The sequence below is a fragment of the Nocardiopsis suaedae genome (assembly GCF_027706745.1).
In the GTDB taxonomy this organism is placed as follows: Bacteria; Actinomycetota; Actinomycetes; order Streptosporangiales; family Streptosporangiaceae; genus Nocardiopsis_A; species Nocardiopsis_A suaedae.
In genome coordinates, this window is sequence record NZ_JAQFWP010000002.1 from 140,095 (window position 1) to 163,915 (window position 23,821).

The following is a 23,821-nucleotide window of genomic DNA, read 5'->3' on the forward strand; positions in this document are numbered from 1 at the left end:
GGGACGCTAGGCCGTGACGATGGGGGCATGCAAGAGATCTGCGTCATCGGCGGAAGCCGCTATTTCGGCAAGCTCACGGTGGAGCGCCTGCTCGGCGCCGGGCACCGGGTCACCGTGGTGAACAGGGGGGCGACCGCGCCGCCCGCCGGTACCGGGCACGTCGTCGCCGACCGGAACGACGAACGGGCGCTCGATGCGGCGCTCGGCGCCCGCACCTTCGACGCCGTGATCGACCAGGTCTGCTACACGCCCGTGCAGGCCGCGATCGCCGCGCGCGTGTTCGGCGGCCGCGCCCGCCGCTATGTCATGGCCTCCACGATCGAGGTGTACAACCCGGCGAGCGGTGACATCCCCGCCCTCCCGGACGGCGAGCCCGTGCCGGAGGAGGCCATCGACCCCGCCACATGGGCGGTCCACCCCGACCGGCCCTGGCACGACATGGCCTACCTGGAACCGCACTACGGGGAGGGAAAGCGCCAGACGGAGGCCGTGTTCACCCGCGCCGACGCGTTCGCGTTCGCCTCCGTGCGCTGCGCCCATGTCCTGGGCGGCGGCGAGCGGGAGTTCACGGGACGCCTGGCGCATTACGTCGAGCGCATCGCCAGGGGCGAGGAGGTCGTCGTGCACGAGGGGGCGCGGCCGTCGGTCTTCATCCACTACGAGGAGATGGCCGAGCTGATGGTGTGGGCGGCGACCGCCGCCGACTTCACCGGGCCGGTCAACGCCTGCTCCGACGGGGCGCTCGACGCGCGCGCTCTGGGGGCCGCCATCGCGGGCCAGGTGGGCCAGGAGCCCGTGTACAAGGTCGTGCCTGTGGGGGAGGAGGCGTCGCCGTTCTCGTTCGACCGCCACTATGCGATGAGCAACGCCCGCGCCAAGGGGCTGGGGTTCTCGTTCTCGCACACGGACGACTGGCTGCCCGGTGCCATCGCTGAGGCGGTCGGGGCCTACTCCGCCTCCTTCTCCGCCGTCTGAGCCGCTTCGAAAGATCTGAAGGGTCGTCATGCGCTACCGCACCATCGGACAGCAGACCGTCAGCGCCATCGGCCTGGGGGCGATGCCGCTGTCGATCGAGAACCGGCCGGACGAGAAGCGCGCCGTCGCCACCGTCCACGCCGCACTGGACGCCGGTGTCACGCTCATCGACACCGCCGACAGCTACCACTGGCACGCCGGGGAGACGGGGCACAACGAGCTCTTGGTGGCGCGCGCCCTTGCGCGCTATGGGGGCGACACCTCCGGGGTCCTGGTGGCGACCAAGGGGGGCCGTGGTCGGCCGGGCGATGGGAGTTGGACGGTCGACGGCAGCCCCGATCACCTCAAGCGCGCGGCGGAGGCGTCCCTCAAACGCCTGGGGACCGATGCGATCGGCCTCTACCAGCTGCACAAGCCCGACCCCGAGGTGCCGTGGGCGGAGTCCGCGGGGGCGTTGCGGGACCTGCTCGATGCCGGGACGATCCGGGCGGCGGGCATCTCGAACGTGACCACGGACCAGATCGCCGAGGCGCACGGAATCCTCGGCGACGGGCTGGTCTCCGTGCAGAACCGCTATTCGCCCGCGGTGCGCGACAGTGAGGCGGAGCTGCGGCTGTGCGAGCGCCTGGGGCTGGCGTTCCTGCCCTGGAGCCCTCTGGGCGGTATCTCCCGCAGCTCCCTTGAGGGGGCGTCGGGGGCGACGTCGGAGGGCACGCCCTTCCACCGGGTCGCGTCCGAACGCGGAATCAGCCCGCAACAGGTGGCGCTGGCCTGGCTGCTGGCGCGATCGCCGGTGATGGTTCCGATCCCGGGGGCGGGGCGCCCGGCCTCGATCCGCGACTCGGCGAAGGCGCCGGGCGTGGAGCTGGCGGCGGAGGAGCTCGCGCGGCTGGAGTGATGACCGGGGCCGGGGCTGCCGTGCGACGTCCAGGGTGACCTGGGGCGCCTGCGGGCACCCCTTGGCGGGCAAGCGCTTTCCAGCTAGGGTGTGGCCTCCTTGCGTCGTGAGAGGGAGGTGCGCCCGTGACCTGCAGGGCGTGGGTGTCCCGAGGGCTCGTCGGCCTGGTCGGCGGGGTGTCCGCACTGGTGGTGCTCGGAGGTTCCGGTGTCGCCGCCGCCGATCCGGGGCCGCAGGGGCCGCCGGGTCGGGAGTCCGGGCCGCGGCTGGAGGCGCTCGACCGTGGCGTCGTCGCGGTCGCCACCTCGGAAGGCGTTTTCCTGAGCTGGCGGATGCTGGGCGGCGAGGCCACCGGCCGCACCGGTGCGGGCCTGGAGGGGCCCGCGTTCGACGTGTACCGGGACGGGGAGCGGATCGCCACCGTCGAGGACAGCACCAACCACCTGGACGAGGGCGGCGACCCCGGGGCCGCCTACGCGGTCGCGCCCGCCGGGGCGGGCGGGCCCGAGGGGGAGGCCGCCGTCTGGGCCGACGGCCACGGCACGATCCCGCTGCGCAAACCCGAGGGCGGGACCACCCCGGCGGGGGAGGAGTACGGGTACACCGCCAACGACGCCTCCGTCGGCGACATGGACGGCGACGGGCGCTACGAGGTCGTCGTCAAGTGGGACCCGACCAACTCCAAGGACGTCTCGCAGAAGGGCTACACCGGCCCCGCCTACATCGACACCTACACTCTCGACGGCGAGCTGCTCCACCGCATCGACCTCGGCGTGAACATCCGCGCGGGAGCCCACTACACGCAGTTCACCGTGTACGACCTCGACGGCGACGGCCGGTCCGAGATCATGCTCAAGACCGCGCCCGGGACGCGCAGCACCTCCTACGGCGAGGACGGCCGGCCGACGGGGTCGGACTCCATCACCCTGCCGAAGAAGGACCGCAAGGCCGGGTACACGCACGAGGACGACTACCGGATGAGCGCCGATGACTACCGCGGCCACCTCGCGGACATGTTCCTCGGCTGGCACCGCCACTCCGAGGTGAGGAAGGGGAACTGGCCGGCGACGGTGGAGGAGGCGCTGGGGGAGGAGCCCCGGTACGACTACCCGCTGGAGCGCGAGGACGCCGAAGCCCTGGCGGACCACTTCATCGACGACTACGCCCCCTCGCGCAGCGAGCGCAACGACCTGCGGGCGTTCGAGGGGTTCGTGCTGGACGGCCCCGAGTACCTGACCGTCTTCGACGGCGAGTCGGGCGAGGAGCTGGACACCGTCCGCTACGAGCCCGGCCGGGGCGACGACGGGCTCCTGTGGGGCGACTACGCGATGTCGCGGATCGAGCCCGGGAACCGTGTCGACCGGTTCCTGTCCGGCGTGGCCTACCTGGACGGGGAGAACCCTTCGGCCATCTTCGCCCGGGGCTACTACACGCGTTCCACCGTGGCGGCCTACGACTTCGACGGCAAGAAGATCCGTAAGCGCTGGCTCGCCGACAGCGGACACGTCCCCATGGACAACCCGTTCAACGCCGCCCCGCACGGCAAGGACGGCTCCGACCCGAGGATGGGCGCGCTGGCGAGTCAGGGCTTCCACTCCCTGAGCGCGGCGGACGTCGACGGCGACGGGCGACAGGAGATCGTCTACGGGGCGGCGACCCTGGACGACAACGGGTCGCTGCTCTACTCCTCGACCGAGGACGGGACGAAGTTCGGCCACGGCGACGCGATGCACGTGGGCGACTTCGACCAGAGCCGGGACGGCCTGGAGATCTGGACGGTTCACGAGGACACGTCGGCCCCGTACGGCTACGTCATGCGCGACGCGGCCACCGGGGAGGTGCTCTTCGGCGGCCGCACAGGGGCCGACACCGGCCGCGGCATGGTCGGCGACGTCGACCCGGACGTGCCCGGCGTCGAGGCGTGGTCCTCGGTCAGCTTCGACGGTGACCGGACGGGTCTGTGGAGCGCCGACGGGGAGTACCTCGGGGAGGAGACCCCGGGGACGAACATGAGCATCCGCTGGGCCGCGGACATGACCACGCAGGTGGTCGAGGGCCGGGCCACCGGCGACGGCGCGGAGCCTCCCCGCATCGAGGACTGGGGGCGGGGGACGCTGCTCACCGCCGAGGGAGCGCTGACCAACAACGGGACCAAGGGCAACCCGGCGCTGGTGGCCGACATCGTCGGCGACTGGCGGGAGGAGCTGCTGGTGCGGACGGAGGACAGCTCGGCGCTGCGGATCTACACCGGCACGGAGGTGACCGACCGGAAGCTGTACACGCTCATGCACGACCCGCAGTACCGCGTCGGCGTGGCCGCCCAGCAGACCGCGTACAACCAGCCCGCCCACCCGTCGTTCCCCCTGGCCTCGGACACCGACTGGGAGCAGGTGCCGTTGCCCTGACTGCCCCGTGTCGACGGTTCCGCGTAGAGGGGTGATGCGTTGCTCTCGGGAGGGCGGTCCTCTCCGGCCCTATGGCGGCGGGTATTCGGCCGGCTCTCCCGAGAGCGACAAGGGCTACCCCTGCACCGCCTGCTTGCGCGCGTACGCGCGCGCGGCCCTGGCGCGGTCGCCGCAGCGGGTGGAGCACCAGTGCCGCCGTGGGTGGGTCCGGACGAGGTAGCGGTCGCACGGCGGCGACCCGCAGGCGGTGAGCCGATCGGCCTCGGGGGAGGTGAGGAGCTCGGCGACATTGTCGGCGAGCGCCGCGAGGGCGTGGTCGACCGCCTGGTCGATCGGGTGCGCGGCGGAACGGTGCAGGCCGTGCTCGGGGTCCCACGCCAGAAGCGCCGCGGAGGGCACCTTGGTCATGGCGGCGTTGACGGCGCCGACCGCCTGGGCGGGGGCGGGGACCCCGTCGATTCGGGCGGCGATGAGGGCGCGGATATGCTCCCGGAGGTCCCGCATGCGTGAGGCGCACGGCTCATAGAGGACGATGTCCGGCGACGCGAGGCCGCGCTCGACCAACCACCGCGCCGCATCCCCGGGACCCCCGAGAAGGTCGACCCGCTTCCCTCCGGGGAGGCTGACGGCACTGTTGGCGAAGTCGAGCGCCGAATACAGCTCCGCCCCAGGAGCGGGCGAGATCGTCGAGGTGTCAGTGTCCTCCATGCACCTCATGCTAGAAGCCGCGTACAGCCCGGCCCGGTTCGGGCGGAGCGCGTCACTCCCAGTACTCTGCCGATCGCTGATCCGGAGTAAAGGAGTGTGAATGGGCGACGCGAGCGGCACGGAAGGCGGCGAGGAGAGACCTGCCGGTTTCACAGACGGGGCAGGCGGGGCAGCCGTGGGAGACGCCGGAGTCTCTTCCCTCGTAGATTCGCCGAAGGCTCTGATCAAACGCGTCTTCTCCGTCTACCGCGACAACCTGTGGGCGCTGATCGTCACGGCCGGGATTCCTGTCGCCCCCATGGTCCTGCTGGTCCAGCCGCTGGACATCGCGTACGCGCGGGATGCGCTGTATGTGAACGGGGTCCTGGAGCCGATGGGGGAGCCGTCGGGGACGGTGCTGTGGGCGAGCGGAGTGGCCCTTCTCCTGTTCTTCCTAGCCAGCCCCATCCCCATGGGGGCCACGGTCCTTTTGGGCGGTGCGGCGCTGCTCGGACGGACGATCGGTGTGGTCGACGCCTGGCGGACGGCGCTGCGGCGCTACTTCGCCACGCTCACGTGGCAGCTTCTGCTAGTCGTCTTCACCGCGGCAGTGGTCGCCGGGGCCATCGGACTCGCCCTCACCGACTCCACGATCTGGGGCATTGTGCCGGCGGTGCTGATCCCTGTAGTGGTGCTGCTTCCCACGCTGGCGGTCATGCTTCCGATCGCCCTGCTGGGAGGGGTCGGGCCGTGGCGGGGTCTCGCCGACGCCTGGAAATCGGGGAGGGGCCGCCGTGAAGTGCACCTGTGGTACGTCCTGGCCTCATTCGGCCTGGTCGCCGTACTGGGCGAGGGCCTTGAGCGGGGATTGGGCGCCACCGTCGGATGGGGGGACGGGCATCCCGCGATGCTGCTCCTCAGATTCCTCGCATCCGTGGTCCTATCCCCACTGGTGGTGCTCCTCATCTGTGCCCCCGCCGTCTACGACAAGGAGGGGCGCGGAACCTGGTCGCCGCTGGACCTCTCGCGCGCTGCCGAAGCGATTCCGAAGAGCCGCGAGACCCGCGAGGCGTGGGCCGGGCAGTGGCGTCGGCGAAAGGGCGCTCTCGTCGCCGTGGCGATCCTGCTTCCCGGCATTCTCACACCCGCTGTCCGTTGGGTGGACCCGTTCGATACGCCGGTCGTCGCGCAATCCCCCGTGCGCTCAATCGAGGAAGAGGGCGAAGACGAGCGCTCTGTGGAGGTGATCGCGCAGGGCGACATCGATGGGAGTCCTGTCCTTGCAGTAAAGGACCGTAGCGAGGGCGGCCCCGCGATCGGCGTCGACGAGTGTGACCCCGAATGCGGACCGTTGGTGCGGAGCGATGTCGAGGGGCGGTATGTGATGGCGCCTTCGGCGACGTTCGTCAACGACGGACTGATGAGTGTCGCCTGGGTCGAGAGGGCGTGGAGAGAGGAGGACTACTCCGCGCTCGCCGACAGCAACCTCGGCCTCGAAAGCCCTGGCCCTGAGTCCGGTGTCCGTCTTTGGCGCTGCACCGACGTGTTCAGCTGTGAAGACGTGGACGGGGTACTGCTCCGGGTGTTCCAGGGAAGCTATTGGGGCACTTCCACGGCGGTCGAGCCTCTTGAAGACGGCGTGGTCGTCGCCTCTTATGTGGACGACGACGAACGGGTGACCGGAGGAGGGCTCCAAGCCCATGTATGCCGAGACGCAGAGTGCGAGGACCCGCAGACGATCCGCTTTCCCGACGAGCTGACGGCGAGTGGCGAGGTGGGCCGGTCCCTCGATGTCACCGCCACTCCTGGCGGAGGTTTCATGATCGCTGCGATGGACACGGCGTACGGTTCCCTGTCCCTCATCGCCTGTGCGGATGCCGAATGCGCCGAACCAGTGGTCACCGAGGTCTTCGGTGACCGCTTCCGCACGGGGGCGCCGCTGGACCGCCGACTGTTGGGGGTGGAGATCGAGCCCCGGCCGGGCGGTGCTCCCGTGGTCGCCTATCGGGATGTGCGAGACGGAACCGTCCACCTTCTCGACTGCCACGACGGCGCGTGCACCGACTACGAGGACCGGGAGCTGACCGGTCCGGCGTGGGAGAGGCCCGCCCCGGGGCTCGCGGTCGACTCCCAGGGAAAGCCGCAGCTGACGGACTTCGACATGGAGAACCGGCGGCTGAGGCTCATCTCTTGCCTGGACGGCGGGTGCACGGACACGGAGCGGACCCACCTCAGCGTCCCCATGGACGAGGGCGCGCCAGGCTTCAGCCGGATCGCCCTGGACCGGCAGGACAGGCCCCGAATCGTCTGGGGAAGCGGTAGCGCAGGGGAGGACGCTGAGGAACTGGTGTGTTCGCGCCCTCTGTGCGGCGTGGAGCCTCAGAAGCCGTAGTCGACCGTGAAGACACGCGGCGCAAGGCACCTTTCGCCCCCGGCGGGGCCCGTCGCTACGGCTTTTCGCACCCCGTCAGGGGCGCACCCCTGGAACACGCCAACGGTTCCCCCTCCTTCTGTCGTGAAGGCGGTCAGGTAGTGCGTCCCCGACCCGACATCGACGGTGAGAGGCTCCTTCAGGCTCAGCCCCTCCACCACCAGGGGCATGGTGAGCCACTCATCGTCAGAGGTGGCCTCCCTCTCCTCGGCGTCGGCGGAGGGGATCCCCTGGTAGGTCTGTGCCAAGGAGGTGGAACGGATACCTGGCACGTCCGGGGCGGTGTCACCCGTGCGCGCGTCCCAGCTCTGGAGGCCGTCCCCGCTCACGGCATGAACGACGCTGCGGCCGCCCGCCTCCTCTAGATCGATGACCGCGCCCCCATCCCGTTCCCAGAGCTTCTCCCCCGTTTCGGCGTCGAGTCCCAGGATCGTTCCGGAGCTGCAGTGGTTCCACTCGCAGACGCCTCTGGACAGGACGAGCTCCCCGGTGTCAGTAGCGAACACGTCGCCCCCGAGGGGGATATCGTGCTTGTAGTCGTCGACCTTCTCTCCCGAGGCGAGGGCGTATCGGGAGATCCGACCAGGGGCGCCGTCCTCCGAAGGGGAGTATGTGTAGAGATAGCGGTCGGACAGGGAGCGCTTGGTCACATTTCCTGCGACCTTCTCGGACCAGATGACCTCGCCGTCGGATGCGTCTACGAGGTGCTGTTCTCCGTTCCGTCCTTCGAGTAGGACGGACGAGTCGCGAATGCTGCTGTCCGGCTTGATCTGCAGCGGGTCGGACACATCTAGACGTCTCCAGTCGAGTCCGTCCACTTCCGTCTTCGCGAAATAGGCGACCCTTTCTTTCGATCTGTTCGCCCTTCCCAAGACGATGAGATTGCCTCCGACAGCGGTGGTGGCCTCGACGTTCATCGGGTTCTCAAGGTCGATCGAATCAGTCCAGAGCAACGCTCCGGATTGGGCGTCGATCGCGGTGAACCTCTCCTGCTCGTAGTAGTAGACGGTCCCGGAATCCTCGACAGCTCCCAAGTAGTCGGCGCCATAGGTGGGGTCGACGTCCATCCATTGGTCGGCAGGGACGGGGAGCGGGTACCGGCTCCCCTCATAGCTCATGAAGTAGTCGCCCTGTAGGGGCGTCGACCACCGCACCGCCCCGCGCTCACCGCAGTCGCCGTGGTCATCGCAGGTGACGGTGGTGTCCGGGCTGATCGCCGTCGGGGCGAAGCGGTATTCAGAGGAGGCCCCATCTTCAACGGAACAGGCGGCCAGGGGAGTCAGGAATACAGCGGCGGCAAAAGGGGCGATCAGACCTCTGGGCATGGGGCGGATGATATCGACGCCCGGCTCCCTTCACCGCAGGGCGTCGGCGATCAGCTTCACCACCTCGTCCAAGTCGGGGAGGTCCCTTCGGCTGAAGCGGAGGAGGTGGACTTCCGGGTGGGTGTCGAGGATCGCCTTATGGCGGGTGCAGTCGGCTCGGGTCAACGGGGACGACGGGGCCTCTACGGCCACGGGCCCCCGGTTCCACCACAGGCTTGCGTAGGTCGTGCTCCTGTCGGGGAGGGGGAGGGGCCTCTGCAACTCGTCGGGTGGGACGCCCGCGTCGGCGCATGCCAGCCGGATCCTGGTCTGGAGAGGATTCTCCGCGCGGCCGTCGCTGAGGGGCCACCATGGGCGCGACCTCCTGCAACCGGGGCGGCCTGCGTTCGCCGTCGCCAATGCGGGGAGGCGGTCCGCCCTCACCAGGCCCATGTGGGTCGCGGAGTCCATCAACGCCACGGCCGAGTCGCGGTCCGATTGCAGGACCGCGTCCCGCAGTGTCCGCTCGGGGGTCGTGATGCGCAGGCCGTGGCGGACGGTCACCTCGCGCTTCGCGAGATTCCAGGTGTTCGTCCGAATGTGTTCGGGGGAGGCGATCCCCGGTGCGCGGGGGATGGTGAAGTGCAGCGGGTGTCCTCGGCCCTGCAGGTCATGCGGACCTTGTAGGCCCCACAAGCGTGCCGCGGTCGTTCCGGATGCCACCGCACTCGGGCCCAGCGCCAACTGTGCCGCCAGCGCGTGCCGGAACAGGGGGAGGAGCGGCGCCCGCGGTGCGGTTGGGAACGGGCGGACACTGTAGACGCCGGGTAACGCGAACGCCGACCGCCACCTGCGGGCCTCCAGCAACCGGCGGACGTCGGTGCGGGACAGCCCGCAGGCGCGGGCCTGGTCGGCCGTGATCAGGCCGTACTGGCAGGAGGCGGTCCGGTGGGCGCGGCGCAGATCCGTCCGAAGCGGTGCCATGACCGCACTGTGGACGGGAGAGCGGGGAAAAGGGGAGCGGATGCGCGGGCTGTGGACAACGGGCTCCCGGAAGAGCGATCAGGCGGGAGTGCCCTCAGTCGAGGGCGTCGATGAAGCGTGACGCCTCCGTCTCGGTCATGCCGGTCTCGGCCGCCACCGTCCGCACCGCGTCGGCGATCCGGTCCGCGTCGCGCAGCCCCCGCACCCGGTCGGCCAGGCTCTCCGGCGGGACGACGTGCCCGGGAAGCGGCCGCCCGGCCTTGAGCGCGTCGGCGGCCTCCTTGGCCGGGGCCAGGGCCAGCCCCGTGGCCTCCCGCAGCTCCTTGATCGCCTGGATCTGCTTGCCTTGGGCGACCAGGGTCCGCACCCGCTCCAGCGCCTCGGCCGTCAGCGGGACAGGGGTCTGCGGTGCGCGCTTTCCGAACATGGCCGCATGGTAGCGGAGCGGCCGCGCCCCGGCCTCAGGTGGCGATGGCGGCGAACTGGGCCCGGTGCAGACGCGCATAGGCGCCGCCCGCGTTCAGCAGCTCCTTGTGCGACCCCTGCTCGACGATCCTCCCCTCCTCCATCACCAGGATCACGTCCGCGTCGCGGATCGTGCTCAGCCGGTGCGCGATCACGAAGCTCGTCCTCCCCTGGCGCAGCGTCGCCATGCCCTGCTGGACCAGCATCTCCGTGCGGGTGTCCACCGAACTCGTCGCCTCGTCCAGCACCAGGATCGACGGCTCGACCAGGAACGCGCGCGCGATGGTGATGAGCTGCCGCTCCCCGGCGCTCAGCCCGTCGCCCTCGTCGTCGAGCACCGTGTCGTACCCCTCGGGCAGGGTGCGGATGAGGTGGTCGGCCTGCACCGCACGTGCCGCGGCGACGACCTCTCCGCGCGTCGCGTCGGGCCTGCCGTAGGCGATGTTCTCGGCGATCGTGCCCTCGAACAGCCAGGTGTCCTGCAGCACCATGCCGATACGCCGCCGAAGGTCCGACCGGGTCATGGCCGCGATGTCGGCCCCGTCCACGGTGATGGTGCCCGCCCGCAGCTCGTAGAAGCGCAGCAGCAGGTTGACCAGTGTCGTCTTCCCCGCGCCCGTGGGGCCGACGATCGCGACGGTGGTGCCCGGCTCCACCTTGAGCGACAGGTCTTCGATCAGCGGCTCGTCCTCCTTGTAGCGGAACGACGCGCCGTTGAAGACCACCCGCCCGGCCTCCGCCTCGGGCAGCACCGGTTCGTCGGTGTCGGACCGCTGCTCCTCCGCGTCGAGCAGCCCGAACACCCGCTCCGCCGAGGCGACCGCCGACTGGATCTGCCCGGCGGTGGACGCCAGCGTCGTGATCGGCTGGTTGAACTGCATCACGTACTGGATGAAGGCCTGGATCTCCCCGATGGTGAGCGCGCCGGACGCCACTCGCAGCCCCCCGACCACGGCGACGAGCACGTAGGCGACGTTCCCCAGGAAGGTGGTCGCCGGGGCCATCAGGCCCGACACGAACTGCGCCTTGACCGCCGAGGTGTACAGCTCGGAGTTGTGCTCGCGGAAGGCCTGGGCCGACTCCTCGTGGCGGCCGAACGCGGTCACCAGCTCGTGCCCGGTGAACGCCTCCTCGATGTGGCCGTTGAGGTTGCCGGTCGCCGCCCACTGGCGCTTGAAGTGCGGCTGGGCGCGCCCGCCCACCCAGCGCACCGCCCACAGCGTCACCGGGACGGTCGCCAGCACCACGACGGCCAGCAGCGGGGAGATGACCGTCATCATCACCACGGCGCCGAGCAGGCCCAGCATCGACCCCAGGAGCCGCGTCATGATGCCCTGCGCGGTCTGGGACAGGTTGTCGATGTCGTTGGTGACCCGCGACAGCACCTCGCCGCGCGGACGGGCGTCGAAGTACGACAGGGGCAGCCGCGCCAGCTTCGCCTCGGAGTCCTCTCGCAGCCGGAACGCCGCGCGCTGGGTGACCGCCGTCGTCGCCCGTCCCAGGAGGACTTGGCCCACGCCCGCGACCAGTGTCATCGCGGCGACGGAGCCGAGGATCCACCAGGCCGGGGCCAGGGACGCCGCCTCTCCCCGGGCGAACATGAGGAACGCGTCGGTCGCCTTTCCCAGCAGCAGGGGCGTGAGCGTTGACAGCGCGGTGACCGTGAGGGTCAGCGCGAACACGGCGATCAGCGGGCCGCGTTCGCGTCCCAGGCGGGCCAGGAGCCGCTTGCCCGTGGCCGCGAAGTCGGTCGCGCGCTGGCCGGGCGCCTGCTGCATGCTCATGAGGCCTCCTCGGGGACGAGCTGGGAGTCGACGATCTCGGCGTAGGTGGCGCTGGCGGCCACCAGCTCGTCGTGGGTGCCGACGGCCTCCACGCGGCCGGCGTCGAGGACGACGATGCGGTCGGCGGAGCGGATCGTGGAGACCCGCTGGGCCACGACCAGCCGCGCGGCGTCGCCGAGGTGCTCGTCGAGCGCGGAGCGCACGGCCGCGTCGGTCGCGGTGTCCAACGCCGAGAACGCGTCGTCGAACACGTAGATGCGGGGGCGGGCGACCAGCGCGCGGGCGATGGCCAGGCGTTGGCGCTGACCACCGGAGACGGTGGTGCCGCCCTGGCCGATCACACTGTCGGGCCCGTCGGGGAGACCGCGCACGAAATCGGCGGCCTGGGCGATCTCCAGCGCCTGCCAGAGCCGCCCGGTGTCGGCGTCGGGGTCGCCGTAGCGCAGGTTCGAGGCGATGGTGCCGGAGAACAGGTGGGCCCGCTGGGGGACCAGGCCGATGGTCCGCGCGAGGGCGCCCCGGTCCAGGTCGCGCACGTCCGTGCCGTCGATGCGCACCGACCCCTCGTCGGGGGTGAGCAGCCGCGCCACCAGTTTCACCAGAGTCGTCTTCCCCGCCCCGGTGGAGCCGATGACCGCCGTCGTCTCGCCGGGCCGCACGGACAGGTCCACGCCGTGCAGGACCGGGTGCTCGGCGCCCGGGTAGGAGAAGACCACCCCGGACAGGTCCAGGCGGCCCGGCGGCCCGTCCGCTTGCGGCGAGGGGGCCGGGGCCGCGTCGCGCGGCGCGGCCCCGATGGTCGCGGGCTCGGTGTCGAGCACCTCCTTGATGCGTCCGGCGGCCACGCGGGCGCGGGGCGCCAGCACGAACACCGACATCGCCATCATCACGGCGATGAGGATCTGCGCGAGGTAGTTCAGGAACGCGATCAGCGCCCCGGCCTGCATGTCGTCGTCGACGATGCGCGGCCCCCCGAGCGCGACGACCGCGACGGAGGCCAAGGACGACACGGTGATGGCCGAGGCCCCGAAGTAGGCCTGCAGGCGCCCGAGCCGCTGGGCGACCCCGGTCAGGGCGGTGTTGGCGGCGCCGAAGCGCTCGTGCTCGCCGCGCTCCCGGACGAAGGCGCGGATCACCCGGATGCCGGTGATCTGCTCGCGCAGCACCCGGTTGACCTCGTCGATCCGGCCCTGCATGAGCTGCGAGGGGCCGGTCATCGCGGCGATGACCAGGGAGACCGCGGCGACCAGCACCGGGATGGCGACCACCAGCACCCCGGTCAGGGCGGTGTCCTGGCGCAGCGCCATCGCGATCCCCCCGAAGCCCATCAGGGGCGCGGTCACCAGCAGCGTCAGCAGCACGAAGATGAGCATCTGGATCTGCTGGACGTCGTTGGTGGTGCGGGTGATCAGGGAGGGCGCGCCGAAGCGCCCGAACTCCTCGGCCGAGAACCCCTGCACCCGGCCGAAGAGCGCGGACCGCAGGTCGCGGCCCAGGCCCATGGAGGTCTTCGCCCCCAGGTAGACGGCCGCCGCGGCGGCCGTCGCCTGCACCAGCGTCGCGGCGAGCATGAGGCCGCCCTGGCGCAGGATGTAGCCGGTGTCGCCGCGCACCACCCCGTGGTCGACGATGTCGGCGTTGAGCGCGGGCAGGAGCAGCATGCCCAGGGCCTGGACGAGCTGGAGGGCGAGGAGGAGGGCGATCTGCGGCGCGTAGGGCCGCAGGCGGCCCCGCAGCAGGGGGACGAGCGTCGGCGGCGAGGCCGTCCGGGAGCGGTTCGGCATGGGCCCGAGCCTAGCCCAGTGGTTGCTCTGAGTGTATTTTTTTATCGGGGCGAATATTCGTCTTGGTAGAGTGCTGGTGTGGAGAAGCCCCTGAGCCTGCGCGAACGCAAGAAGCGAGCGACCCGGGCGGTCCTCGGTGTCACCGCCCTGAACCTCTTCGAGGAGCGGGGGTTCGACAACGTGTCCGTGGCCGAGGTCGCCGATGCGGCCGACGTCTCCAAGAAGACGGTGTTCAACTATTTCGAGGTCAAAGAGGACCTCGTCCTCGGGTTCGGGGCCCACCACATCGACGAGCCGGCCGAGGCCGTCCGCCGCCGCAAGCCGGGCCGGACCCCGCTGGACGCGATGCGCGACTACGTCATGACCGCGCTGGAGGAGCGCCAGCCCCTGCTCGGTCTGAGCGACGACCCCATCGTGGTGCGGGTCCAGTGCCTGGTCCGCAAGACCCCCGCGCTGCAGGTGCGGCACATGGAGTACATGGAGATGACGCGGACGCGGCTGGCGGAGGCGCTGGTCGAGGAGAGGGCCTCCGGCCTGTCGGCACGGTTGGTCGCCACGCAGCTCTACTCGGCGCAGCAAGTGCTCGCGGCCGAGAACGCGCGGCGGGTGATCGAAGGGGAGTCCCCCGACGACGTCTACCCGGACGCGGTCGCCAACGCCCAGCACGCGTTCGACTGGCTGGAGCGCGGCTTCGGGGATCTGCTGCGCCGCCCGCCGGAGGAGGCGTGGGGGAACCCCGGGGATGACGGGCGCGTCTGAGGGGAGCCGCGACGGTGATGGGTGCGCCGCGGTGGGCGCGGAGCCGCTGAGCGGTCCTAATTCTCCCGAAAGGTCGGATTTTCTGGTCTAGGGTCTCCTTCATGAACGGAGCACATCTGCCCCACGGGCCCCAGGGGCCGCAGCCGCCCCTGCCGCCTTATGGATCCCCATCGCCGCAAGGCCCACCTCCGGGACCGCCTGGGCCTCCCGGCCCTCCCCAACAGCCGAATCAGCAGCCGAAGAAGAAGGGCAAGGTCGGCGGCTGCCTCGCCATCGGCTGCGGTGTCCTCCTCGTCCTGGTCCTGGCGGCCGGAGGCGGAGGCGCCTATTACCTCGGCTGGTTCGACAAGGACGACGGGTACACACAGCTGTCCGACGTGTGCGGGATGGTCGACGAGGAGCGCGGCATCGAGCTCTCGGGAGACCCCTCGCAGGTCTACGAGTCCGACCCGTGGGAGATCCCCGGGACGCCGGTGACGGAGTACGCCTGTTCCTTCCCGGTCGAATACGGCGACCGCGAGCACAACGACACGCGTGTGTCGGTCCTCCTGCACAGCACGACGACCAACGGGATCTCGCGCGCGACCGGTGACAAGACCGCTGAGAACTACTTCACCGAATCCCTGGTGGAGGGCAACGAGCTGACACAGACGACCTGCCCCGGCGGCCGGGAGATCCACTCCGGTTTCGACGGCGGTGGCGAGACGCGCCGCGCGATGGCCGTGGCCCAGGTGTCGAACCTGGTCTTCGAAGCGGCCGTCGATCCCGCCGAGGACAGTGAGGCGGGCCTGCCTCCGGACGAGCGCAAGACCGCCGCCGAAGAGCTGCTCTGCGGAGCGCTGGAGAACCTTCCGACGAAGGAGTAGTGCGGCGCTCGTGGCCGCAGCCCGGCGTGGCATGGGGATGGAACGCCGGGCCGCCGCAGCGGCGCCGAGGAAGGCGCGGCGGAATCACGCGGTCAGGTGCAGCGCCGACGGACGGTCCCGGTCGGCGAACACCTGCTGGGTGACCGCCCGCATCGCCGTTCCCCGCTCACCTGTTCCCAGGTTCCTGTCCCAGAGGGGGAAGGCGCCGCCGCAGACGTGGACGCGCAACCGGTGGCCCGGTGCGAACCGGTGGGCCGCCGGGCGCAGGGCCACGCGGGCGGGGCCGTCCGCGGCGTCGTCCAAGCGGAGGATGCCGTAGGTGACCAAGTGCGCCCGCCCCTTGGGCGGCAGGTCGTACAGGCGCACGACGAGGTCCCGGTGCGGGCCGTCGGCCCGGGTGTGGAGGGTCGCGCTGACCGGGCCGCGCAGGTCCAGGGCGTCGGTCAGCTCCTCGCCCGTGTAGACGAGGACATCGCTGCGGGCCTCCAGTGCGCGGGGATCGCGGAGCGTTCCCCGCGAGAACCCCTGGAGTACCGCCTCGTCTCCGGAGGGCGGAGTGGGGTCGGCCGGGTCGTACCGGAACGCCCGGGGCTCGGCGGCGTCATCCGGGGCGGTCCGGGAGAGGGCGCCGCCCGCGTGGAGGTACCACGGTCGGCTCGCGAACCCTTCCGGGGGCCAGGACGAGTACTCGCGCCACGCGTCCAGCCCGGAGATGTACACCTTCGTGGAGTCCTGCGGGAGTGGGCCCTTGCCGCGCAGGGCGTGGTTCAGGAACGCGAGCCTCTCGCGCATGCTGATGCGCGAGAAGACGCCCCTGCCGTGCGCCCACGGACCGATCAGGAGCCTCACTCGGCGTCCCGACGCGCGTAGGGCCTCGGCGTCGGCGACGGTCCCCGAGAGGAAGATGTCGTTCCAGCCCCCGGCGATGTGGACGAGCGGCGGCATGTTCGCCACGTCGGCCCGGTGATCGGTCGTGCGCCAGAACGCGTCGTTCCCGTCCGGGTGCCGCAGCCACTCCCGGTAGTAGTCGATGCGCTCACCCGCCGCGTCGATGTCCGCCTCCTCCAAGGGGAGGCGCCACACCGCGCGCTTGAGACGGCGGGTGGCGCCCGGCATGCGGACCAGGTTGCCGATGACGGACTCCCCGCCGGGCCGCCCCATGGCGGTCATGCTCTGCGCCCACCAGAGCCAGTCCCCGAGGGCGAACGCGCCGCCGTTGTAGAGCGCGGAGTCGTAGGCCCCGGAAGGGGCGTCCTGGATGATCGCGGCCTTCCACTCGGGTGCGCTCTGCGAGGCCAGGTCCCATTGCGTATAGCCGAGGAAGCTCGCGCCCCACGTGGCGAAGGCGCCCGGGAACCACGGCCGCGAACGCAGCCAGGCGAGCGTGTCCTCCGCGTCCCCGGGATCGAGGTGCCAGCCCTGGAAGCGGCCGGCCGACCCGCCGGTTCCGCGCACGCTGAGCAGGAGGACCTGGTAGCCCCGGCGGGCGAGGAGCTCGGGGAGGAGGGCGGTGTTCCTGCGTCCGTAGGGGGTCCGCATGAGCACCAGCGGCGCTCGCGGATCGGCGGCGGGGGAGTACCGGTCGGCGCGGAGCGCGCCCCCGCGGACGGGGACGGGCAGGTCGCGCTCCACACGGACGCGCAGGATCCGGGCGACGGCACTCATGGGGCTCCGTTCCGGGACGGCGGTGATGGTGTCTCCAATATATCGAATCTTCAGAAATCTTTGAAGAACGTGGAGCGGGGGCCCGGTGCGGCAAGCGCCTTCCGGCGCGTAGCGTGTGGCCGAGCCAGCGACCCCCACACAGGAGGGCTCCCCGTGAAACTGGGCTTCTCGCTCCCGCAGTTCGGCGCCAGTGCGCACCACCCCCGCGACATCGCCCGCTTCGCCCGGCAGGCCGAGGAGATGGGCGCCGACAGCCTCTGGGTCGGCGACCGGCTGCTCGCCGCCGTCGACCCGGAGGTCGGCTACGCCGGGGCCGACTACATCCCCGAGCAGTTCCGTGCCGCCCTCGACCCGTTCACCGTGCTCGCGGCGGCCGCCACCGCGACCGAGCGGGTGCTGCTGGGCACCAACGTCGTCAACGCCCCCTGGTACCCGCCGGCGGTGCTCGCGCGGTCCTTCGCCAGCATCGACCTGCTCAGCGGCGGGCGGCTGCTGCCCGGTCTGGGCACCGGCTGGTCGCCCGAGGAGTACGAGGCCGTCGGCGTGCCGATGAAGGAGCGCGGACGCCGCCTCGACGAGTGCCTCGACGCGCTCGACGCCCTGTGGGGCGAGGGGACCGTCCGGCACAGCGGCCGCCACTGGTCGATCCCGCACAGCCACATGGAGGCCAAGCCGGTCCAGCGGCCGCGTCCACCGATCTACCTGGGCGGATTCGCCCCGGCCGCGCTGGAGCGCGTCGGGCGGCGGGCCGACGGGTTCCTGCCGATCGCCGTCGTGCCCGGGATGGCCGACATGGGGGCGGCCGTCGACCGGCCGCTCGCCGCCGTCCGCGAGGCCGCCGTGCGCGCGGGGCGCGACCCGGGCGTGCTGGACGTGGTCCTCAGGGTCAACCCCACCGCCGAGGCGGCGGTCGAGGACATCGCGACCGCGGTGCTGGAGGCCGGGGAGCACGGCGTCGGCCACGCCTTCGTCGACCTCCTCTACCTGGCCGAGGACGCCGACCGGACGCTGGACCTCGCCGCGCGGATCATGGAGAAGGTGCGCGAGCGCTGATGAGACCAGGGAAGGCCTTTTCCGGTAAATGGGGGAAATGTGCATTGCGCGGCAATCCGGTGCGCGTGTGAACGTGATGCGCTTCACCTTTTCCGGAAGGGTGTCCCTTCCTGCGTTTTCGCGCCTTCGAACAGGTGGAATCGCCCTTGTGGGCACCGCCCGGTACGGTTAGCTTTTGCGCGGACGACCCGTTCCGCCGGTCCCGCCCCTCGGCGCGAGGGGGCGGGGCCACCCCCCGGTCCTGGCAGACTGGACGGGTGAGCGAGGCAGAGAAGGCGTCCGAGCTGATCGGTTCGGCGGTCGGCGCCGTCCGGGACGACGACGAGGCGGGCGTGGACGCCGCCCTTGCGCCGCTGGCCGATTCCTCCCGCCCCGATTGGGCGCGCACCGTCGACCGCGCCCTCCTCTCCCTTCTCGCCTCACACGTCGCCCACGCCTGGCGTCGGAATTGGCAGCCCGCCGAACTGGTCCGGCACGCCGGGCGCGAACTGGGCGCGGACGCCGAGCGGATGTGCGCCGACGCGGTCCTCGCCGAGCGCGGGGAGCGCCCCGGGGCCGCGCTCGACCCGCGCTGGCGGGAACAGCTCCGCGCCTTGGAGGCTGAGGCCGCCGAAGGGGCGGATCGGCCGGGCGCAGCGCCCCCGACCCGGTTCGAGGCCGTCGAACTCACGCTGAGGCTGGCGGTGCTGCTGGAGGCCGTGCCTCCGCTGCAGCGGCTGTGCCCCCGCCCGGGGGAGGAGGCGCCCGTCGCGGGCCCCTCCGGCTCGCCCAAGCTCGACCGGGTGCGCGCGCTGCTGGCCAAGGCCGAGTCGACCGAGTTCCCTGACGAGGCCGAGGCCCTCACCGCACGCGCCCAGGCCATGATGGCGCGGCACAGCATCGACGAGGCACTCCTCACCGCGGGCGGCCCCGCTCCGGAGACGGTCGGTGTCCGCCTTCCCGTGGACTCCCCCTACGACGACCACAAGGCGACCCTGCTCAACGTGGTGGCCGAGGCCAACCACTGCCGTGCCGTATGGCACCAGGAGCTCGGCCTGTGCACGGTCATCGGCCGCCCCGCCGACGTGGAAGGGGTAGAGCTGCTGGCGGCGTCCCTGCTGGCGCAGGCGGCATCCGCCATGGTCGCCACCGGGGCGCGGCGCGAGCGGGCGGGCCGCTCCAACCGCAAGGCGTTCCGCGCCTCCTTCTGGGCGGCCTTCGCCGACCGCATCGGAGAGCGCCTGGAGCGCAGCGCCCAGGAGGCCGAACGGGAGGCCGCCGCCGAGCACGCCGCCGAAGGGCGGGACCTCGTCCCGCTCTTCGCCGCGCGCGAACGCGAGGTGGACGCCGCCGTCGACCGGATGTTCGAGGAGCTGACCTACTCGCGTGTCCGCGGCCCCGCCGACCTCGACGGCTGGAACGCCGGTCGGGAGGCCGCCGACGACGCAGCCCTGCGCGCGCGGGAGCGGATCCGGGGCGTGTGACGCGTGTGGCGCGGCGAGCGGCTCACCTGTCTGTACGGCGTGCGGACGCCGAAGGTTCACCTGGAATTCGGAGGACACGTGGGGCCCGCTGATCTGGACACCAAGCTGGGGCGGAGAGTGGCCGAGGCGGCGGACGCCGCGGTCGCGCGGCGCGGGGCCGTCTCTGTGATCGATGTGCTCACCTCCGTGGGCTGGTTGACCGATAAAGCCGTGGACCGGTGGCGGCGCGAGCTCTCGCCTTCCCTTCAGCACGTTGTCCAGGCCCCACCCGACAAGCTCCGCACGGCCGTCGCCCTCCTGGAGGTCTGGGCGCAGGCCAAGGGGATGGAGCGCGAGGAAGGGGAATACCTCGCCGCCGCCCGCGAACGGCGTCAGTTGCGCTTCCTCGCGGTCACTGACAACCCGGACACCTCGGACGCCCCGGACGGCGGCGACGCCGAGGAACGGGCGTTCCGCACGCACTGGATCGCCCCCGGCGCCACCACCGCGCAGCGCAACCGGGAGCACAAGCGCCGCACCAAGGCGCCCGACCTGGTCGTGCAGACGGCCGCCGGTGCATGGGAGTGTGCCGCCTGCGGGGCGGAGAACGAGGCCCTCCGGCTCATGGAGGGGGCGGTCCCCCACTGCCTGGAGTGCGCCGACATGGACCACCTGGTCCTGCTGCCTTCCGGCGACGCCGCGCTCACCCGCCGCGCCAAGAAGGAGAGCAGGCTCTCAGCGGTCGTCGTCCGGTGGGTGTCTTCCCGCAAGAAGTTCCGCCGGGTGGGACTCCTGGTCGAGGAGGGCGCCCTCGAAACGGCCGAGCGTCAGTGCCTGGCCGACGAGGACGCCCGCGCGCGGCGGCGGGAGCGCGACGCGGAGCGCAGGGCGGTGCAGGACGTCGACTTCCAGAAGCGGTTCGCGGCCGAGATCCTGCTTCAGTTCCCGCTGTGCCCGCAGGAGCGGGCCGAGCGCATCGCCCTGCACACGGGCGCGCGCGGCAGCGGCCGTGTGGGGCGCTCGGCGGCCGGACGCGACCTCGATCCCGGGGCCGTGCGGCGCGCGGTCGTCGCTTCGGTGCGCCACGAGGACACCCCCTACGACGACCTGTTGATGGACGGCGTGCCGCGCGAGGAGGCCCGCGCGCGCATCGCCGCCGACATCGACCGCGTCCTCAGCGCCTGGGGCGAAGCAGGACCGTGACGCATACGGCCGCCACGGCAGCCGCCCCGCCCAGGGCGAGCGCCACGGTGTGCATCGCGCCGGTGGCGCCGCTCCCGGACAGCCCGCCGCCGGTCAGGGCCGCCAGCACCGCGCCCGCGGCGGCGATCGCCACCGTCTCGGAGGTGATGCGCACGGTGTTGAACAGCCCCGCCGCCGTCCCGGCCCTGTCGCGGGCGACGCTTCCGACGGCCAGCCCGTCGAGGAGGCCGTTGGTCAGCCCCGCACCTGCCCCGACCAGGGCGAACGGCGCCAGTAGCGCGAGCGGGGCGCTGTCCGGTCCCATTCCGGTCAGGAGCGCGGCCCCGGCGCCGGACAGCAGCACCGCGCCGGTGACCGGGACTCCGGCGGGCAGCCGCTTGGCCAGCGCGGTGCCGACGGCGGGCAGCGCCACCGTGGGCACGGTCAGCATCAGCAGCCACACCCCCGCCCGGCCGGGCTCCAGGCCGGCCACCGCGATGAGGTAGGTCGGCAGGTACACCAGCAGCGGCACCAGGACCGCCATGATCGCCCCCGCCGCCAGGGCGAAGGCCAGGAACCGGCGGTTGGCGAGCAGCGGCAGGTCGAGCAGAGGGGCGGCCGCCACCGCCGCAGCGGCGGCGGCCCCGAGCACGGCGGGCGAGCCGAACCCGCGCTCGGGCCCTTCGACGAGCACGGTGACCAGCAGCAGGAGCGCCGTGGTGAACAGCGCGGCCCCCGCCCAGTCGACCTTCCGGCCGGCGGCGCCCGGCGACGGGGGGAAGGACGGGCCGAGCAGCACCACCGCCCCGGCGACGGCGGCGGGGACGGCGAACACCGCCCGCCACCCGGCGAGGTCGACCAGCAGCCCGGCGGCCGTCGGCCCGAACGCGGTGCCCGCGCCCAGGACCGTGCCCAGCGCACCGAACGCCCGCGCGCGGGCGGGACCGTCGAAGACCTCCGAGAGGATCGCTGAGCCGCCGGTGAGGGCGGCGGCCGCGCCGACGCCCGCCAGCGCGCGGGAGGCGTCGAGCACGAGGATGCCGGGGGCCAGGGCGCTCAGGACCCCCGAGGCGCAGAAGAGCCCGGCTCCGCCGAGGAAGACGCGCCGCTTGCCCAGCACGTCGGCGAGGGCGCCGGACAGCACGAGGAAGGCGGCGAAGCACGCGTTGTAGGCGTTGACGACCCACTGCGTGGACACCAGGGAGGCGTCCAGGCCGGTGCGGATGCCCGGAAGTGCCAGGGAGGCACCGGTGATGGTCAGAGGGAAGGCGAGCGTGGACAGCAGGACGGAGATGAGGACGACCCTCTTGCGCGCGCTCGTGAGCACGTGGGGCGTCGGGGAAGTGGTCTGCACGGGATCTCGGCTCCGAAGTCGATGGTGGAGCCGGGCAGCATGAGGCGCCGCACCGGCGATCGGCTCTGGTGCGGCGGAGCGAGTCCTGGGGTACGCGCCGCCGCTAAGGGCGGCGCACTCTGTCCGAGATCGGCATCGGCGGCACGTTAACGCGGGGAGGGTTCAGGAGGCCACAGGTTTTCCGGCCGGTGCCCCGCTTACGGCGTCGCCCGTCCGTCAGGCCCCGGAGCGCGGGGAGGGGGCGACGACGACTCAGGGGGCACGGGCGCCTCGATCGGCCGAGGGGCGTGCGAATGGCCGCTTGGTCGCTGTCGTCGTCGGACGGGCCAGTACCCCGCCCGGCCCGGAATATCCGCCTACGGGGAGACCGGCGCCGACCCTTGAGAGGCGTTCGGAGGCGGAGAGGGGGGTTGCGGACACCCCCATCCGCCAAAGGGGCCGCCCCGGCGTTTCCGCGCCTGGTATGCGCGGTATGCGCCCCCGGTCGGCTGGTGCGGGGCGGGGAGCGCCGAGCTCACCCCGAGGTGCGCGGGGCCATCCGACGGGTCAGGCCGGAGAGCACTCTCCGCTTCCGTGGCTGTTGCTCAGCGGGGGCGGGCGTCGGCGCGGACCACATGGCGGCGGCCAGCGCGGCCGTGCCCGCCGCCTCTGTGATGTCGGTGGAGCGCGGCGGGTCCGGGTCCTCAGCGGGGGTGTAGGCGAGCTCCTCCAAGGAGCCCACCACCAGGGCGCCGCTGGCGCGCAGGTCGTCGATGTCCTCGGCGCTCCATGCGGCCACCTGCTCGCGGAACCTCGGGGGCACCGCCACTCGTGGTCCCCGTTCCTCCCGGGCGCGGAACGCGTCGACGATCCGGTCCCGCAGGAGGGCGCCCTCCTCGTGGGCCCAGTCCTGTGCGGACAGGTTCCCGTTGAGGGCGCGCAGCACCTCCGCTTCGGCGGCCGTCACCCCACCGTGCACGGTCGTTCCCTCGGTGGGGGCCGGAACGCGGTCGGCCGCCTCGGAGAGTCCGGCCGCCTCCATGAAGCGGTGCCACAGGCTCCCCGACCCCGAGCCCGGGTTGCTGACGACGGCGACCCGGTCGGGCCCGACCAGCGACGCCCACCGCCCGGCGAGCCTGCCCAGCCCGAACGCGCGCCACATGTGGGCGTCGGACTCCTTCTCCACGCTCTCCCAGCCCCGCGCGCGCTGGGCGGCCAGCCCCGACACGAAGCGGGGGAAGCCCGCCGTGCGCCCGTTGCGGACGTGCTGCTGCCAGGAGGACGGGAGCAGGCGGCCCAGGCTGCGCGCCGTGACCACCACCCGCACCTCGTCGGCACCGAGCTCGTCGATCACCCGCTGCGCCGCGTCGGACCGCACCACCGCGAGGGCCTCGGCGGAGACCACCGCCGTTCCCGGGCAGCCGCGCACCTGTTCGCGCAGCCGCTGCCACCAGGCCTCCTCGGCGGCCGCCCTGCGGGCGCCGACCCACGGGTACTCCCCGCCGAGCAGTCCGTACGTGGCCGCCTCGTGCGCGTTGACCCGCACGGGGCCGCCGCCCTCGGGCATCGGGTAGACCACGCCCAGCGGCTCCAGGGCACCCGCGCGCTCCTCCAGCATCCGCTGCAGGAAGGTCGTTCCGGACTTCTGGACGCCGATGTGCAGGACGAGGCGCTGTGCCAAGGCCGGTCACTCCCATCGGTGGTGAGCGTGCGGGGTCGCCCGTGAACCTACCGGCGCCCAGGGGACGGGCAGGCGAACGGAGGGCGAATTCCGCGCACGGGGCGGGCGGGGAGGAAGTGGTGG

At 72.1% G+C, this 23,821-nt stretch carries 18 protein-coding genes; 9 read left to right on the plus strand and 9 right to left on the minus strand.

Going from position 1 to position 23,821, the window contains the following annotated elements; all coding sequences use genetic code 11:
* The first annotated feature begins 27 nt into the window (after window positions 1-27).
* The 3 genes from O4U47_RS01935 (at window position 28) to O4U47_RS01945 (ending at window position 4,278) form a co-directional block, all read left to right on the plus strand.
* Window positions 28-975: an NAD-dependent epimerase/dehydratase family protein gene (locus O4U47_RS01935; protein ID WP_270675545.1), complete on the plus strand. Its 948-nt coding sequence runs from the start codon at window positions 28-30 to the stop codon at window positions 973-975.
* A gap of 28 nt (window positions 976-1,003) precedes the next feature.
* Window positions 1,004-1,873 carry an aldo/keto reductase gene (locus O4U47_RS01940; RefSeq protein WP_270675547.1) on the plus strand — a complete coding sequence of 290 codons (870 nt, stop codon included), beginning with the start codon at window positions 1,004-1,006 and terminating at the stop codon, window positions 1,871-1,873.
* Window positions 1,874-1,998: 125 nt separating this feature from the next.
* Entirely contained in the window at window positions 1,999-4,278 is a 2,280-nt protein-coding gene (locus tag O4U47_RS01945; RefSeq protein ID WP_270675549.1) for a rhamnogalacturonan lyase, read from the plus strand.
* 114 nt (window positions 4,279-4,392) lie between these two features.
* On the opposite strand, the gene O4U47_RS01950 is transcribed toward O4U47_RS01945, so the two are convergent.
* Window positions 4,393-4,986: a CGNR zinc finger domain-containing protein gene (locus O4U47_RS01950; RefSeq protein ID WP_270675551.1), complete on the minus strand. Its 594-nt coding sequence runs from the start codon at window positions 4,984-4,986 to the stop codon at window positions 4,393-4,395.
* 100 nt (window positions 4,987-5,086) lie between these two features.
* Here O4U47_RS01950 and O4U47_RS01955 point away from each other — a divergent pair, with 100 nt between their 5' ends.
* The gene (locus O4U47_RS01955) at window positions 5,087-7,357 is read left to right on the plus strand and encodes a transporter permease (RefSeq protein ID WP_270675553.1); all 2,271 of its coding nucleotides are present in this window, start codon (window positions 5,087-5,089) and stop codon (window positions 7,355-7,357) included.
* On the opposite strand, the gene O4U47_RS01960 is transcribed toward O4U47_RS01955, so the two are convergent.
* The 5 genes from O4U47_RS01960 to O4U47_RS01980 form a co-directional block, all read right to left on the minus strand.
* A complete protein-coding gene (locus O4U47_RS01960; protein ID WP_270675554.1) occupies window positions 7,345-8,721 on the minus strand; it encodes an outer membrane protein assembly factor BamB family protein in 1,377 nt (458 codons plus the stop codon). The two genes, O4U47_RS01955 and O4U47_RS01960, sit on opposite strands and share 13 nt — an antisense overlap.
* A 30-nt stretch (window positions 8,722-8,751) precedes the next feature.
* Window positions 8,752-8,913: a hypothetical protein gene (locus O4U47_RS01965; RefSeq protein WP_270675556.1), complete on the minus strand. Its 162-nt coding sequence runs from the start codon at window positions 8,911-8,913 to the stop codon at window positions 8,752-8,754.
* Between the two features lie 865 nt (window positions 8,914-9,778).
* A complete protein-coding gene (locus O4U47_RS01970; protein WP_270675557.1) occupies window positions 9,779-10,111 on the minus strand; it encodes a 50S ribosomal protein L7/L12 in 333 nt (110 codons plus the stop codon).
* 34 nt (window positions 10,112-10,145) lie between these two features.
* Window positions 10,146-11,933: an ABC transporter ATP-binding protein gene (locus tag O4U47_RS01975; RefSeq protein WP_270675559.1), complete on the minus strand. Its 1,788-nt coding sequence runs from the start codon at window positions 11,931-11,933 to the stop codon at window positions 10,146-10,148.
* Window positions 11,930-13,717, minus strand: coding sequence for an ABC transporter ATP-binding protein (locus tag O4U47_RS01980; RefSeq protein WP_270675561.1), 1,788 nt, complete (start codon window positions 13,715-13,717; stop codon window positions 11,930-11,932). Before O4U47_RS01980 ends, O4U47_RS01975 begins: the two co-directional genes overlap by 4 nt.
* Before the next feature lie 78 nt (window positions 13,718-13,795).
* Here O4U47_RS01980 and O4U47_RS01985 point away from each other — a divergent pair, with 78 nt between their 5' ends.
* Together O4U47_RS01985 and O4U47_RS01990 are read left to right on the plus strand one after the other, a co-directional pair.
* Entirely contained in the window at window positions 13,796-14,476 is a 681-nt protein-coding gene (locus tag O4U47_RS01985; RefSeq protein ID WP_270675563.1) for a TetR/AcrR family transcriptional regulator, read from the plus strand.
* 101 nt (window positions 14,477-14,577) lie between these two features.
* A complete protein-coding gene (locus O4U47_RS01990) occupies window positions 14,578-15,342 on the plus strand; it encodes a hypothetical protein (RefSeq protein ID WP_270675566.1) in 765 nt (254 codons plus the stop codon).
* Window positions 15,343-15,426: 84 nt separating this feature from the next.
* On the opposite strand, the gene O4U47_RS01995 is transcribed toward O4U47_RS01990, so the two are convergent.
* Window positions 15,427-17,007 (minus strand): CocE/NonD family hydrolase, encoded by a 1,581-nt coding sequence (locus O4U47_RS01995; RefSeq protein WP_270675568.1) that lies wholly within the window; start codon window positions 17,005-17,007, stop codon window positions 15,427-15,429.
* A gap of 153 nt (window positions 17,008-17,160) precedes the next feature.
* On the opposite strand from O4U47_RS01995, the gene O4U47_RS02000 reads away from it, so the two are divergent.
* From O4U47_RS02000 to O4U47_RS02010, 3 genes are all read left to right on the plus strand, one after another.
* Window positions 17,161-18,060 (plus strand): TIGR03619 family F420-dependent LLM class oxidoreductase, encoded by a 900-nt coding sequence (locus tag O4U47_RS02000; RefSeq protein WP_270675571.1) that lies wholly within the window; start codon window positions 17,161-17,163, stop codon window positions 18,058-18,060.
* A 257-nt stretch (window positions 18,061-18,317) separates the two neighbouring features.
* A complete protein-coding gene (locus O4U47_RS02005) occupies window positions 18,318-19,523 on the plus strand; it encodes a DUF2786 domain-containing protein (protein ID WP_270675572.1) in 1,206 nt (401 codons plus the stop codon).
* A gap of 78 nt (window positions 19,524-19,601) precedes the next feature.
* Window positions 19,602-20,705 (plus strand): DUF2293 domain-containing protein, encoded by a 1,104-nt coding sequence (locus O4U47_RS02010; protein ID WP_270675574.1) that lies wholly within the window; start codon window positions 19,602-19,604, stop codon window positions 20,703-20,705.
* On the opposite strand, the gene O4U47_RS02015 is transcribed toward O4U47_RS02010, so the two are convergent.
* Window positions 20,677-22,038 (minus strand): MFS transporter, encoded by a 1,362-nt coding sequence (locus O4U47_RS02015; RefSeq protein WP_270675575.1) that lies wholly within the window; start codon window positions 22,036-22,038, stop codon window positions 20,677-20,679. The two genes, O4U47_RS02010 and O4U47_RS02015, sit on opposite strands and share 29 nt — an antisense overlap.
* Before the next feature lie 514 nt (window positions 22,039-22,552).
* Window positions 22,553-23,698: a hypothetical protein gene (locus O4U47_RS02020; protein ID WP_270675576.1), complete on the minus strand. Its 1,146-nt coding sequence runs from the start codon at window positions 23,696-23,698 to the stop codon at window positions 22,553-22,555.
* Window positions 23,699-23,821 lie beyond the last annotated feature (123 nt).

Bases quoted from the DNA above. Each gene is read 5' to 3' on its own strand.
- O4U47_RS01935 (WP_270675545.1), top strand. From the start codon at position 28: ATGCAAGAGATCTGCGTCATCGGCGGAAGCCGCTATTTCGGCAAGCTC.
- O4U47_RS01940 (WP_270675547.1), top strand. From the start codon at position 1,004: ATGCGCTACCGCACCATCGGACAGCAGACCGTCAGCGCCATCGGCCTG.
- O4U47_RS01950 (WP_270675551.1), bottom strand. From the start codon at position 4,986: ATGGAGGACACTGACACCTCGACGATCTCGCCCGCTCCTGGGGCGGAG.
- O4U47_RS01955 (WP_270675553.1), top strand. From the start codon at position 5,087: ATGGGCGACGCGAGCGGCACGGAAGGCGGCGAGGAGAGACCTGCCGGT.
- O4U47_RS01960 (WP_270675554.1), bottom strand. From the start codon at position 8,721: ATGCCCAGAGGTCTGATCGCCCCTTTTGCCGCCGCTGTATTCCTGACT.
- O4U47_RS01970 (WP_270675557.1), bottom strand. From the start codon at position 10,111: ATGTTCGGAAAGCGCGCACCGCAGACCCCTGTCCCGCTGACGGCCGAG.
- O4U47_RS01975 (WP_270675559.1), bottom strand. From the start codon at position 11,933: ATGAGCATGCAGCAGGCGCCCGGCCAGCGCGCGACCGACTTCGCGGCC.
- O4U47_RS01980 (WP_270675561.1), bottom strand. From the start codon at position 13,717: ATGCCGAACCGCTCCCGGACGGCCTCGCCGCCGACGCTCGTCCCCCTG.
- O4U47_RS01990 (WP_270675566.1), top strand. From the start codon at position 14,578: ATGAACGGAGCACATCTGCCCCACGGGCCCCAGGGGCCGCAGCCGCCC.
- O4U47_RS01995 (WP_270675568.1), bottom strand. From the start codon at position 17,007: ATGAGTGCCGTCGCCCGGATCCTGCGCGTCCGTGTGGAGCGCGACCTG.